Genomic DNA, 13679 nt, shown 5'->3' with positions numbered 1-13679 from the left:
GCAGGATGGTCAGTCTAATGACGCGCAATATAGTGCGCAACCGGACGGAGGCGCGATGAGCGTGCTCGAACATGTGGCCGGCAATCTGCGCCGCCTGCGCCAGCAGGCCGGCCTGAGCCAGCAGGCGCTGGCCGAGGCCGCCCAGGTCAGCCGGCGGATGCTGGTGGCGATCGAATCGGGCGATGCCAACGTCAGCCTCAACACCCTGGACCGCTTGGCCGCGGCGCTGGGGGTGCAGTTCGCCGACCTGCTCAAGTCCGCGGCGATCGACGACCCGACGCGCGTGGATGCGCTGGCCTGGCGCGGACGCGACCCCGCCTCGCGCGGCGTGATGCTGTCCAGCGTGCCGGCGGGCCATCAGGTCGAACTGTGGCAGTGGACGCTGATGCCGGGCGAGCGCTATGCCTCGCAGGCCGATCCGGCCGGCTGGCGCGAGCTGCTGCTGGTGATTGAAGGCACGCTGACGCTGGAGAGCGTCCACGGCCTGCGCCAGTTCGCCGCGGGCGAACACCTGGTGTTCGCCAGCGATGCCGGCGACTACGCCTACCGCAACGATGGCGACGCGCCGCTGCGGCTGGTGCGCAACGTCGTGTACTGACGCCCGTCTTCGCACCCAGGCCACGCGCGCCGTCGCAGGCTGCTCCCATGCCACCCGAACTCCGTGCCCTCCGCGCCGACATCACCACGCTTCAGGTCGATGCCATCGTCAATGCCGCCAACAGCAGCCTGCTCGGCGGTGGCGGCGTCGATGGCGCCATCCATCGCGCCGCCGGCCCGGAGCTGGTGGCCGCGTGCCGGCTGCTCGGTGGCTGCCAGACCGGGCAGGCGCGCGTCACCGCCGGCTATCGCCTGCCGGCGCGCTACGTGATCCACACCGTCGGGCCGGTCTGGCGCGGCGGCGAGCATGGCGAGGCCGCGCTGCTGGCCGACTGCTACCGCAACAGCCTGCGCCTGGCCGGCGAACGCGACCTGGCCAGCCTCGCCTTTCCCTGCATCAGCACCGGCATCTACGGCTTTCCGCCGGCGCCCGCGGCCAAGATCGCCGTGGAGACCGTGCGCGCCGAGGCTGCCGCGTATCCGAGCCTGCGCGAGGTGCTGTTCTGCTGCTTCTCGCAGGAAGACCTGGCCCTGTACGAAGCGCTGCTGCGCTAGCGCTTGTCCTTGCGGCGACCAGCGCTAGGCCCGCAACACACCACCTATCGTCGTTCCCGCGAAAGCGGGAATCCATGGACGTTCGCGCAAAAAACCAAAGTCGCGGGGTTTTCGCTTTCGCGGGAACGAAGGACGCTCACAAGGCCGCCCTCAATCCCAACCCCACACTCCCAAGCACTCAATCGTGCTCGATCCGGTCGCGCCCATTGCGCTTGGCGCGATACATCAGGCGATCGGCGCGCTGGTACAGCGAGGCCGGCGCGGCATCCCCGGGCTCCAGCACCACCAGCCCGGCGCTGAAGGTAATGGCCAGGCCGGCGATCCCGCCCCAGTCGCGGCGCGCATGGAACAGCGCGCGCAGCCGCTCGCAGGCCAGCGCGGCCTGTTCCAGCGTGGTGTCGGTGAACAGCAGGCAGAACTCCTCGCCGCCGCTGCGCGCGGCCATGTCGGCCTCGCGCTGCTGCGCGGCCAGCACCTGGCCGACCTCGCGCAGGACCGCATCGCCGACGGTATGCGAATACTGGTCGTTGACCCGCTTGAAGTGGTCCACGTCCAGCATCGCCAGGCACAGCGGCTGGCCGCTTCGTCGGGCGCGGGCCATCTCCTGCGCCAGCCGCTCCTCGAACGCGCGACGATTGGGCAGGCCGGTCAGCACGTCCTCGCGCGCCTGACGTTCGAAGGCCTCGGCCTGCGCACGCAGCTGCTCCAGCAGGTCGGTCTTCTCCTGGTCGGCCAGGCGCAGGCGCTGCGTCTGGGCCTGCAGGTCGCGGGTGCGCGCATCGACCAGCCCGGCCAGGCGCTCGGTGCGATGGCGGTACCAGTGCACGCGATACCGGTACAGGCCGAACAGCACCAGCACCAGCAGCGCGATCGCGCCGAACTGCACGCCGTGGCGCTGCCACAGGAACGGCTCGACGGTGAAGTGCAGCACCGCCTGCCGCGCGCTCCACGCCCCGTCCGGATGCGCGGCGGACACGCGCAAGGTGTAATCGCCGGGCGGCAGGCGCGCCAGTTCGATGCTGCGCTGATGGCCGCGCCGCACCCAGTCGCCGTCCAGGCCGTCGAGCCTGGTGCGGTACTCGGTGCGCTCGGGCAGCAGATAGCTCAGGCCGACATAGCTGACCGTCAGGCGCTGGTCGCCGTTGAGCCGCAGCGGCTGCTCGGTGCGCCAGGCCAGCGGCGCGCCGTCGCGCTGCACCTCGTCGATCACCACCGGCGGTGCGGGCCGGTCGCGGAACCACTGCATGCGCGCCGGATCGACGATGGTCACCCCGCCGGCCGTGGCGATCCACACCGTGCCGTCGCCACGCACCACGGCGGTCGGCCCCGAGCTGCCGTTGGCCTGCGAGTTGGCCATGCCGTCCATCTCGTTGAAGCTGGTCAGCACCACGCGTGGCTGCAGGCCGTCGGCGACGCGGTCCAGGCTGGCCAGGTCGGTGTACAGCACGCCGCGGTTGCTGGTGATCCACAGGTGGCCGGCCTGGTCGGGTCGCAGCTCGAACACCGTGTCCACCGGCATGCCCTGCTCGCGGCCCACGCGCGCCAGCTTGCCGCCGCGCATGCGGTAAAGGCCGCGGTCGGTGGTGATCCACACCGCATCGCCCAGGCGGATGAAGCCGAACACCGTGCGCGCCCCGCCCAGGCCTTCCAGCGGCAGGGGCTGCACCTGGGTGCCGCGCAGCACCAGCGCGCCTTCCAGCGTGCCGATCCAGACCGCGCCGGGCTCGCTGTAGACCGAGGTGATCAGGCCGCTGGGCAGGCCGGGCACCTGCGGCCGCACCGCGCGTTCGCCGTCGATGTAGGCCAGGCCGCGCTGGGTGGCCAGCCACACCACGTCGTCCGGGCCGACGCTGATCGCGCGCACGGTGCCCTGCGGCACGCCCTGCTCGGTGCCGTAGCGGGTGACCGCGCCGTGGAGCGGCACGCGGTACACCCCGTCGCTGGCCGTGCCCACCCACAGCGTGCCGTCGCGCTGGCGCGCAAGGCTCAGCACCGAGGGCGGCTTGCCGGTCTGCGTGGGCAGCGCCACGGGTGTGACGTGGCGGTCGGCGCTGATCCGCTGCAGGCCCAGCGGATGGCCCACCCACATCGCGCCATCGGGCGCCTCCAGCAGCGCGCGCACGTAGTCCGAGTCCAGGCCGTGGCGCTTGGTGATGTTGGAGAACAGCGTCTCGTGCAGGCGGAACAGGCCGCCGTTGGCGCCGATCCACAGGCTGCCCTCGGCGTCTTCCTTCAGCGCGGTGATCCGCCCGCCCGGCAGCGGCCAGGCCGAGGTCAGCGTCTCCACGCCGTTGCGCCCGATGCGCAGCACCTCGCCGCCTTCGGTGCCGATCCACAGCTCGCCGCGCCGGTCCTGCAGCATCGAACTGGGGCGCCCGACCTTGGGCAGCACATGGCGCAGCACCAGGCCCTGGCCCTCCATGCGGTACAGATGATCCTGCGCCACCACCCACAGCGCGCCGTCCGGCGCCAGATAGGGCCAGGCCGCGCCGGGCGGCAGGCCGGCCTCCTGGGAGACGTTGTGCAGCGTGCCGTCGTCATCGCGCCGCAGCAGGCCCTCGGTGCTACCGACCAGGACGCGATCCTGCGCATCGACCGCCAGGTGCGCATAGGCCGTGCGCAGCGGCGAATCCGGCCCCGGCGTCTCGTAGCGGTAGCGGCCGTCCGGCTCCAGGCAGGCCAGGCCCCGACCCTCGAACAGCATCCACAGCCGGCCGTGGCGGTCCATGGTCATCGCCGGCAGCAGCACGGCCGGCGCATCGGCCGGCCGCGGCCAGATCTTGAACGTGCCATCGGTGCCGTAGCGGCTGATGTTGCCGCGCGAATCGCTCAGCCACAGGGCGCCGTCCGGCGAGACGTACAGCGCGCCGATGCCGTTATCGGCCAGCGCCGGCCGGGTGCCGCGGTCGAAGGTGGTGAAGTCCAGGCCGTTGTAGCGCGTCAGCCCTTCCCAGGTGCCGAACCACAGATAGCCGTCCGGGGTCTGGGCGATATCGCGGATCGAGTTGTGCGGCAGCCCCTCGCGCGAGGTCCACAGGTCGATGGCGTAGTCGCGCAGCGGCGGCGCCGGCGACAGCGAGGCGGCGGCCAGGGCCGACGCGGCCGGCGCCAGCAACACGCACAGCCACAGCAGCGCCCACGCCCGTCGCCATGCAGCGCGATGCCGATGCGTCCGCGTCATGCCGCCCCCTGCCGCACGTAGCCCCCTTCGCCCGCCTCAGAGGCCGCGCTGGCGCACGGCCTCGAACAGGGTCACCCCGGTGGCGACCGATACGTTGAGGCTTTCGATATCGCCCGGCATCGGGATCTTGACCAGCCCGTCGCAATGCTCGCGCGTGAGCCGGCGCATGCCATCGCCCTCGCCGCCCAGCACCAGGGCGATGTTGCCGGTCAGGTCCAGGGCGTAGAGCGAGTTGTCCGCCTCGCCGGCCAGGCCGTAGATCCACACGCCGGCCTTCTGGATCTCGCGCAGGGTGCGCGCCAGGTTGGTCACGGCGATCACCGGGATGCGGTCGGCGGCGCCGGCCGAGGTCTTGCGCACGGTGGCGTTCAGGCCCACCGACTTGTCCTTGGGGATGACCACCGCGGTGACGCCGGCGGCGGCGGCGCTGCGCAGGCAGGCGCCGAGGTTGTGCGGGTCCTGCACGCCGTCGAGCACCAGCAGCAGCGCGCGGCCCTGCGCGCCTTCGATCAGGCCGGCCAGCTCGCCCTCGTCCCAGGTCCGCGCGGCGGCGTAACGCGCGGCCACGCCCTGGTGGCGCACCTGGCCGCCGACGCCGTCCAGCGCCTGGGTGGTGACGCGGCGCACATCGATGCCCTTGCGGCGCGCGTTCTCCTCGATCTCGGTCAGGCGCGCGTTCTTGCTGCTGCCGTCGATCAGGACTTCACGCACGTGGTCGGCATCGTTGTCGATCGCGGAGGCGACGGCGTTGACGCCGACGATCCATTGGTTCTGTTTGCTCATGAGGGAAAGTCTTGGGAAATCGGCTTTCTTGAAGGGGAAGGCGGGGCGTGGAACCTGGGCGGGCGGAAGATCGTGGCGCCACCGAGGACGGACCGTCGGCACCGCGCGATTGTTCCCGAATCCAGAAGACGATTCCGCCTCGTCAGGTGTCGCGGTCGGGATGCTGGAAGGAGACGATGCGGGAGAGGAATTCCAGCGCGGCGCTGTCCTGCTCGGTGCGGCGCGTCGGCAGCGCCGCCAGCGTGTCGGTGAACGGCAGCCGCCCCTCCACGCCGTACTGGATGTGCGGAGGAAACAGCGCCGGGGTGTCGAACGCGCCGGCCGCCAGCGCCACGCCGTCGGGCGCCTCGTAGGTCAGCGGCGTGCCGCACTGGTTGCAGAAGCCGCGCTCCACCAGATTGGAGGAGGCAAAGCGCGTGGGCTGGCCGCGCGTCCACTCCAGGGTGGCGCCGCGGGTGGACACCAGCGGCGCGTAGTACGCACCGAACGCCTTCTGGCACATGCGGCAGTGGCAGATCGAGGCGTCGTCCAGCGTCCCGCTGACGCGAAAGCGCACCGCCCCGCACTGACACCCGCCGCTGTACTCGCCCATCGTTCGCCGCCTCGCTCAGTACTTCTGCTTCTTGCGCTTGGCCGGGAACGCCTGCGGCGGCTGCTCGTCCGCGGCGGCCCCGTCCTGGCGCTGCTCCACCAGCCGGAAGTCGATCTTGCGCTCCTCCATGCTGGCCTTCATGACCTGCACCTGGACCGCGTCGCCCAGGCGGAACTCCATGCCGCGGCGCTCGCCGGAGAGCGTCTTGCGGATCGGGTCGAAGTGGTAATAGTCGTGCGGCAGCTGGGTTACGTGGACCAGGCCGTTGACCTTGGACTGGTTGAGCTCGACGAACAGCCCGAAGCTGGTCACCCCGCTGATCACCCCGTCGAAGATGCCGCCGACATGCTGCTCCATCCACGCGGCGCGGTAGCGCTCGTCGACCTCGCGCTCGGCCTCGTCGGCACGGCGCGCACGCTCGGAGCACTGCAGCGACAACGCGGCCATTTCGCGCGGGCTGTACTGGAACTTCTCCACCGGCTTGCCGCTGAGGGCGTGCTTGATCGCGCGGTGGACCAGCAGGTCCGGGTAGCGGCGGATCGGCGAGGTGAAGTGCGCATAGGCGTCCAGCGCCAGGCCGAAGTGGCCGGCGTTGTCCGGCGTATACACCGCCAGGCTCTGGCTGCGCAGCACCACCGACTCCAGCAGGGCCACGTCCGGGCGTTGGCGGATCTTGTGCAGCAGCGCGGTGAAATCGCGCGGCTCGACCTTGCTCCACGGCGGCATGGACAGCTTGAATTCCTTGAGGAACTCCAGCAGGTCGGCGTATTTGGACTCCGGCGGACGCTCGTGCACGCGGTATGGCGCCGGCACACCCTTGGCCAGCAGATAGCGCGCGGCCTGCACGTTGGCCGCGATCATGCATTCCTCGATCAGCTTGTGCGCGTCGTTGCGCACCTGCATGCCGGCCTGGGTGACCTCGCCCTTGTTGTCCAGGACGAAGCGCACTTCGCTGGTCTCGAACTCGATCGCGCCGCGCTTCTGCCGCGCCTTGGCCAGCAGGCCATACAGCGCGTGCAGGCGCTGCACGTGCGGCAGGATGGCCGGGCCGATCTGGGCCTGCGCCTCGGCGTCGTCCTCGCCCACCGCCTTCCACACCTGGTCGTAGGTCAGGCGCGCATGCGAGCGCATCACCGCCTCGTAGAACTTCGACTCGGTGACCTCGCCGTTCTTGTTGACCTGCATGTCGCACACGAAGCACATGCGGTCCACGTTGGGATTGAGCGAGCAGATGCCGTTGGACAGGGTCTCCGGCAGCATCGGCACCACGAAGCCGGGGAAGTACACCGAGGTCGCGCGCAGCTGCGCCTCCTCGTCCAGCGGGGTGCCCGGGCGCACGTAATGCGACACGTCGGCGATGGCCACCACCAGCCGGTAGCCGGAGCGGTTGCTGATGCGCAGGCCCTTGCGGTTGGACTCGCAATACACCGCGTCGTCGAAGTCCTTGGCGTCGGCGCCGTCGATGGTCACCAGCGGCATGTCGCGCAGGTCCACGCGCCCGCCGATCATCGACGGCTCGACCTTCAGCGGCACCGCGGCGGCCTCGTCCAGCACGGCCTGCGGGAACTCGTAGGGCAGCTCGTGACCGTGGATGGCGGTCTCCACCACCAGCGAGGGGGTGAGCTTGTCGCCGAGCACGGCGATGATCTTGCCGATCGGCTCGCGGCGCCCGTCCGGCGCATGGGTCAGCTCGCACACGACCAGCTGGCCGTCGCGCGCCTCGCCGCGCGCGTCGGGCGGGATCATGACGTTGCGCTGCATGCGCTTGTCGTCGGGCACCACGAAGCTCACGCCCGCCTCGATCGCGAAGCGGCCGATCAGCCGGTGCACGCGGCGCTCGAGCACTTCCACGATCGCGCCCTCGCGGCGGCCGCGCCGGTCCATGCCGGTGACGCTGGCCAGCACGCGGTCGCCGTGCATGACCTTGCGCATCTCGAACGGGGGCAGGAACAGGTCGTCGCCGCCCGCCTCGGGCCGCAGGAAGCCGAAGCCCTCCGGGTTGGCGATCACCACGCCCGGCACCAGGTCCATCTGCTCGGCCGGCGCATAGCCGCCGCGGCGGTTGAGCAGCAGCTGGCCGTCGCGGACCATCGCATTGAGGCGCTTGCTCAATGCCTCGAAGCGGTCCGGCGCGGTCAGGTCGAGCTTGGCCGCCACTTCCTCGGCGGTGAGCGGACCTTCGCTGGCGGCCAGCGTGCCCAGGATCACTTCGCGGCTGGCGATGGGCTGGGCGTAGCGCTCGGCCTCGCGGGCGGCATGGGGGTCGACGAAGCCGGCGTGGCCCGCGCCCTGCGCGGGCACCACCACGCGCGGACCGCGCGGGCGGCGTTCGAACGGACGCGGCCCCGCGTCGCGGGGTCGGTCATCGCCGCCGCGGCGCCCGCCGGGCGCACTCTTGCCGGGGCGCGCCGGGGCGGGTGCGTCGGGCAGTTGCGGCATCCAGGGGGGGAGCGACTTGCCGGCGGGCTTCTTTCCGCCGCCGGCGGCATTACGTGATTTGGAAGGCGAAGCCTTGCCCGATGGGGGGTTGCGTCCGCCCGATCCAGTTTTTTTGGTCATGCGCGCATGGTACACCCCAAGGCCCGCGCTTCCTGGCCCGGCACGCCCGCCGCGTTGACAATCCGCGCCGTTCACCCCACCATACGCGCCCCGTTGCCCAGGTGGCGGAATTGGTAGACGCACTAGTTTCAGGTACTAGCGGGTAAAACCGTGGAGGTTCGAGTCCTCTCCTGGGCACCAACGGATCGGCAGGTCACTGCCACACATCAAACCCCGCCAGCGCGGGGTTTTTTGTTGCTCTTTTCCTTGGCGAGAGAATCTTGGCGCGCGGGCTTTCTTGGCTTCGGAAGGGCAACGGTCCGGCGGGCGGGGGCCGCTGATCCCTCAATCAGGGCATCCTGCCCTGATTCGGGCGCTCGGCCTCCTGCCTCGCTCGTCGCGGCCCCCGCTCGCCGGACCGCTGCCTCGTGCGTCAGGTCACGAGGCTGCAGTTTGCGGAGAGCGTTAGACCACATTCCCTCGCGCACAACGCGATCAGTGACGGGAAATGATCGACTTGAGGCCCCCTCCCTTGCGCGAAGCGCAGGGGAGGGATGGGGAGGGGTCGGGGCTTTACCGGGCAAGCCACCGAAGCGAAGAGCAACAGCACCCCTCCCCGGCCCTCCCCTTCGCCTGCGGCGAAAGGGAGGGGGCAGAGCGCTGCTCGAGGCCTTCAAGTTCGAAGAAGTCCTGATCTATTCGCTGTGGAGCCTCGACCCGGGCGGGCACGCGGAGAGCGGGCCTTAGGATGGCCCGCGGCGGCGAGTACGCCAGGGATCGCGGACCGAGCCGAGGAGCCGCAACCGGCCGGACCGAGGCCGGTTGGCGAAGTACGCTCACCCGCCCGCACGCTCATCAACGTGCCTGCGCTCAAGGAGTCCGACGAAGCGACTTTCTGATCTTCCCGCCCTCGCGCGCGATGCGATGTGCAAAACCTGTTGACGTACGCCCCGCCCTGACCGCAGAATGCGCGCCCCGTTGCCCAGGTGGCGGAATTGGTAGACGCACTAGTTTCAGGTACTAGCGGGTAAAACCGTGGAGGTTCGAGTCCTCTCCTGGGCACCAACGGATCGGCAGGCCACTGCCACACATCAAACCCCGCCAGCGCGGGGTTTTTTGTTGCCACCGCGGCGCGCCGCTTCAGGTCCAGGCGCCTACACCGTACGCGTGGAAGCCCGGGCTTAAGCTGGCGCGCGCCCTTCCCGGAGCCATCGCGTGCCACTGGAACCTCAGCAGCTGCTCTTCCTGGTCATCCTGGCGGTGACGCTGGCGCTGTTCGTCAGCGAGAAGCTGCGCGTGGATCTGGTGGCGATGCTAGCGATGCTGGCCCTGACGCTGACCGGCATCCTCAACCCGCGCGAGGCGCTGGCGGGCTTCTCCAGCGAGCCGGCGATCATCGTGGCCGCGGTGTTCGTGCTCTCGGCGGGCCTGGCCGCCACCGGCATCACCGACCGCATCGGCCAGGCCATCGGCCGGGCCGCCGGTGGCAGCGAGTGGCGCACCATCGCGGTGGTGATGCCGGCCACCGCGGCGCTGGCCGCGTTCTCGCACCATCTGATGGTCACCGCGATGATGCTGCCGATCCTGATGCGGCTGGCGCGCGAGCAGAAGCTGGCGGCCTCGCGCCTGCTGATGCCGATGTCGCTGGCCGCCTCGCTGGGCACCACGCTGACCCTGATCAGCGCGCCGGCCTTCCTGCTGGCCAACGATCTGCTCAAGCGCTCGGGCCAGGATGGGCTGGGGTTCTTCGCCATCACCCCGATCGGCGCGGTGCTGGTGCTGCTGGGCACCGTCTACATGCTGCTGGGCCGCTGGCTGGTGCCCAAGCGCAGCGGCGAGTCCAGCAGCGACAGCTACATGCGCCTGGAGCGCTACTACACCGAGCTGGTGGTGGACGAGGACTCGCCGTGGATCGGCCAGACCTACGAGGCCTTCCGCACGCACTTCGGCGAGCGCCTGCAGGTGGTGAACTGGCTGCGCCACGGCGTGCGCCGGCCCCGTCAGCGCGCCGACAGCCCGCTGCAGCGCGGCGACGTACTGCTGGTGCGCGCCTCGCCCGACGAGATCGCCTCGATCAAGGACGAGCCCGGTCTGTCGCTGCACGCGGTGGTCAAGTACGGCGAGCAGCCGCGCGAGGATGCGCGCAAGACCGAGCTGCTGGGCGAGGAACAGCTGGTGCAGGCGGTGGTGGCGCCGCATTCGGAGTTCGTCGGCCGCAGCGTGGCCAGCATCGACTTTCTGCATACCCTGGGCGTGGTGGTGGTCGGCCTGTGGCGCAAGGAGGGCTGGCTGCACGGCGAGCTGTCCGAGGTGGTGCTCGAGGAAGGCGACCTGCTGGTGCTGTGGGGCCGACAGAACATCTTCGGCAAGCTGGCCCAGCACCATGGCTTCCTGATGCTGATGCCGTTCGAGGCGCATCAGCGCAGCCGCCGGCGCGCGCCGCTGGCCCTGGCGATCATGGTGGCCTCGGTGGCCGCCGCGGCCACCGGCTGGCTCACCCCGCAGATCGCCTTCCTGGCCGGCGCGGTGGCCATGATCATCACCCGCTGCGTGGGCGTGGAACGCGCCTACGAGGAAATCGACGTGCGCATCTACGTGATGATCGCCGGCGTGATTCCGCTGGGAATGGCGATGGAGAAGACCGGCACGGCCGCCTGGTTCGCCGACATCCTCGGCCGCCATGCCGCGCACTGGAGCGCGCTGACCCTGCTGCTGGTGATGTTCGCCAGCGCCGCGCTGCTGACCCAGATCCTCTCCGATGCGGCCACCACCGTGCTGCTCACGCCCATCGCCCTGGCCATGGCCCAGGCGCTGGGCGAGCCGCCGACCCCGTTTGTGATCTGCATCGCCATGGGCGCGGTGGCCTCGTTCCTGACCCCGATCGGCCACCACGGCAACCTGCTGATCCTCAACCCGGGCCAGTACACCTTCGGCGACTTCCTGCGCGTGGGCGCGCCCCTGACCGCGCTGATCGCCCTGGCCACGGCGTGGATGGCGCGCTGGATGTGGCTGGGCGGGCCGCTGCTGCCGTTCGGCTGGGGCGGCTGACGCTCGGCCCGCCGTGTCGCGGGCACTGCGACGGGCGGGGGGCTAAAATCGGCGGGTTCACCTCAACCGCAGTGCCGCATGACCGACGACGCCATCCGCCCCACCTTCCACGGATTCGAACAGATCCCGCTGCGCGAGTACGCCGAACGCGCCTACCTGGACTACTCGATGTACGTGGTCCTGGACCGTGCCCTGCCCTTCATCGGCGACGGGCTCAAGCCGGTCCAGCGCCGCATCATCTATTCGATGAGCGAGCTCGGCCTGGGCGCCGCCGCCAAGCCGAAGAAGTCGGCGCGCACCGTCGGCGATGTCATCGGCAAGTACCACCCGCACGGCGACTCGGCCTGCTACGAGGCGTTGGTGCTGATGGCCCAGCCGTTCTCCTACCGCTACCCGCTGATCGACGGCCAGGGCAACTTCGGCTCGTCCGACGATCCCAAGTCGTTCGCGGCCATGCGCTACACCGAGTCCAAGCTCACCCCGATCGCCGAAGTGCTGCTGGGCGAGCTGGGCCAGGGCACCACCGACTGGTCGCCCAACTTCGATGGCACCCTGGAAGAGCCGACCTGGCTGCCGGCGCGCCTGCCGCACCTGCTGCTCAACGGCACCACCGGCATCGCCGTGGGCATGGCCACCGACGTGCCGCCGCACAACCTGGGCGAGATCGTCAGCGCACTGATCCGCCTGATCGACGATCCCGACGCGACCGTGGCCGACCTGTGCGAGCACGTGCGCGGCCCGGACTATCCGACCACCGCCGAGATCATCACCGCGCCGGCCGACCTGCGCGCCATGTACGAGACCGGCAACGGCAGCGTGCGCGCCCGGGCGACCTTCACCCGCGAGCACGCCAACATCGTGGTGACCGCCCTGCCCTACCAGGTCTCCCCGTCCAAGGTGATCGAGCAGATCGCCGCGCAGATGCGCGCCAAGAAGCTGCCCTGGCTGGAGGACATCCGCGACGAGTCCGACCACGAGAACCCGGTGCGCGTGGTGCTGATCCCGCGCTCCAACCGCGTCGATGCCGACCAGCTGATGGGCCATCTGTTCGCCACCACCGACCTGGAGAAGAGCTACCGGGTCAACCTCAACATCATCGGCCTGGACGGTCGTCCGCAGGTCAAGAACCTCAAGTCGCTGCTGAGCGAATGGCTGGGCTTCCGCTACGACACGGTCACCCGCCGCCTCAAGCACCGCCTGGAGAAGGTCGAGCGCCGCCTGCACCTGTTGGAAGGCCTGCTGACCGCCTTCCTCAACCTGGATGAGGTCATCCGCATCATCCGCAGCGAGGACGAGCCCAAGCCGGCGCTGATCCAGCGCTTCGCGCTGTCCGAGGAACAGGCCGACTACATCCTGGAGACCCGCCTGCGCCAGCTGGCCCGCCTGGAGGAGATGAAGATCCGCGGCGAGCAGGACGAGCTGGCCAAGGAGCGCGAGAAGCTGCTGGCCACGCTGGATTCCAAGACCAAGCTCAGGAAGCTGGTCAAGGACGAGCTGCTGGCCGACGCATCGAGGTTCGGCGACGAGCGCCGCTCGCCGCTGATCGCCCGCCAGGCCGCGCAGGCGCTGGACGAGACCGAGCTGGTCGCCAGCGAGGCGATGACGGTGGTGGTCTCGGAGAAGGGCTGGGTGCGCGCGGCCAAGGGCGGCGACATCGACACCGCCAAGCTGTCCTATCGCGATGGCGATGGCCTGCTGGCGGCGGTGCGCGCGCGCAGCAACCATCAGGTGGCGTTCCTGGATTCGACCGGGCGCGCGTACTCGACCGCGGTGCACACCCTGCCCTCGGCGCGCGGCAACGGCGAACCGCTGACCGGGCGCTTCTCGCCGGCGGCCGGCGCCTCGTTCCAGGCCCTGGCCTCGGGCGAGAACGACACCCGCTTCGTGCTGGCCTCCTCGCACGGCTACGGCTTCGTCACCCGCTTCGAGAACCTCACCAGCCGCAACAAGGCGGGCAAGGCGATGTTCAACCTCACGCCCAACGCCAAGGTCCTGCAGCCGGCGCTGGTGGCCAACCCGGCCACCGACCGCATCGTCGCGGTGACCAGCGCCGGCAACCTGCTGGCGATCGCCGCCAGCGACCTGCCCGAGCTGGACAAGGGCAAGGGCAACAAGCTGATCGACATCCCCAAGGCCAAGCTGGCCACCGAGCGCGTGGTCGCCATCGCCGCCATCGGCCCCGGCGGCACGCTGGCCGTGCACAGCGGCGCGCGCACCATGACCCTGTCATTCAAGGACCTGGATCTGTATACCGGGACGCGTGCGACCCGGGGGATGTTGCTGCCGCGCGGTTGGCAGAAGGTGGACGGGCTGGATGTCCAGTAGTTCACCTTCCCGGCGCGCAGCGGCGCGTTTGTCGTCGCTGCGACCGACACTGGTCGCGGC

General features: G+C 70.3%; 8 protein-coding genes and 2 tRNA genes. 6 read left to right on the top strand and 4 right to left on the bottom strand.

Features of this window, described 5'->3' with window-relative positions; translation table 11 throughout:
- The first annotated feature begins 55 nt into the window (after positions 1 to 55).
- Together MWN52_RS07160 and MWN52_RS07155 are read left to right on the top strand one after the other, a co-directional pair.
- Positions 56 to 598 carry an XRE family transcriptional regulator gene (locus MWN52_RS07160; RefSeq protein ID WP_286577239.1) on the top strand — a complete coding sequence of 181 codons (543 nt, stop codon included), beginning with the start codon at positions 56 to 58 and terminating at the stop codon, positions 596 to 598.
- A 47-nt stretch (positions 599 to 645) separates the two neighbouring features.
- Entirely contained in the window at positions 646 to 1152 is a 507-nt protein-coding gene (locus MWN52_RS07155) for an O-acetyl-ADP-ribose deacetylase (protein ID WP_286577238.1), read from the top strand.
- Between the two features lie 178 nt (positions 1153 to 1330).
- On the opposite strand, the gene MWN52_RS07150 is transcribed toward MWN52_RS07155, so the two are convergent.
- The 4 genes from MWN52_RS07150 to rnr form a co-directional block, all read right to left on the bottom strand.
- Positions 1331 to 4333: a diguanylate cyclase gene (locus MWN52_RS07150; protein ID WP_286577237.1), complete on the bottom strand. Its 3003-nt coding sequence runs from the start codon at positions 4331 to 4333 to the stop codon at positions 1331 to 1333.
- Positions 4334 to 4369: 36 nt separating this feature from the next.
- Positions 4370 to 5116 carry a 23S rRNA (guanosine(2251)-2'-O)-methyltransferase RlmB gene (gene rlmB, locus MWN52_RS07145; RefSeq protein WP_130529409.1) on the bottom strand — a complete coding sequence of 249 codons (747 nt, stop codon included), beginning with the start codon at positions 5114 to 5116 and terminating at the stop codon, positions 4370 to 4372.
- Positions 5117 to 5258: 142 nt separating this feature from the next.
- The gene (locus MWN52_RS07140) at positions 5259 to 5708 is read right to left on the bottom strand and encodes a GFA family protein (protein ID WP_286577235.1); all 450 of its coding nucleotides are present in this window, start codon (positions 5706 to 5708) and stop codon (positions 5259 to 5261) included.
- Positions 5709 to 5723: 15 nt separating this feature from the next.
- The gene (gene rnr, locus MWN52_RS07135) at positions 5724 to 8267 is read right to left on the bottom strand and encodes a ribonuclease R (protein WP_425608091.1); all 2544 of its coding nucleotides are present in this window, start codon (positions 8265 to 8267) and stop codon (positions 5724 to 5726) included.
- A 95-nt stretch (positions 8268 to 8362) separates the two neighbouring features.
- Between rnr and MWN52_RS07130 the strand changes: the two genes are divergently transcribed.
- The 4 genes from MWN52_RS07130 (at position 8363) to parC (ending at position 13619) form a co-directional block, all read left to right on the top strand.
- Positions 8363 to 8447 (top strand) — tRNA-Leu (locus tag MWN52_RS07130).
- Between the two features lie 779 nt (positions 8448 to 9226).
- Positions 9227 to 9311, top strand: a tRNA-Leu gene (locus MWN52_RS07125).
- Between the two features lie 156 nt (positions 9312 to 9467).
- Positions 9468 to 11294, top strand: a complete 1827-nt coding sequence (locus MWN52_RS07120) for an SLC13 family permease (protein WP_306996161.1) — start codon at positions 9468 to 9470, stop codon at positions 11292 to 11294.
- Positions 11295 to 11372: 78 nt separating this feature from the next.
- On the top strand, positions 11373 to 13619 hold the full coding sequence (gene parC / locus MWN52_RS07115) for a DNA topoisomerase IV subunit A (protein WP_286577232.1): 2247 nt from the start codon (positions 11373 to 11375) through the stop codon (positions 13617 to 13619).
- The last annotated feature ends 60 nt before the right edge of the window (positions 13620 to 13679 follow it).

Source organism: Pseudoxanthomonas winnipegensis (assembly GCF_030322905.1).
Lineage (GTDB): Bacteria > Pseudomonadota > Gammaproteobacteria > Xanthomonadales > Xanthomonadaceae > Pseudoxanthomonas_A > Pseudoxanthomonas_A winnipegensis.
This window is presented reverse-complemented; position numbering and strand designations above follow the sequence as displayed.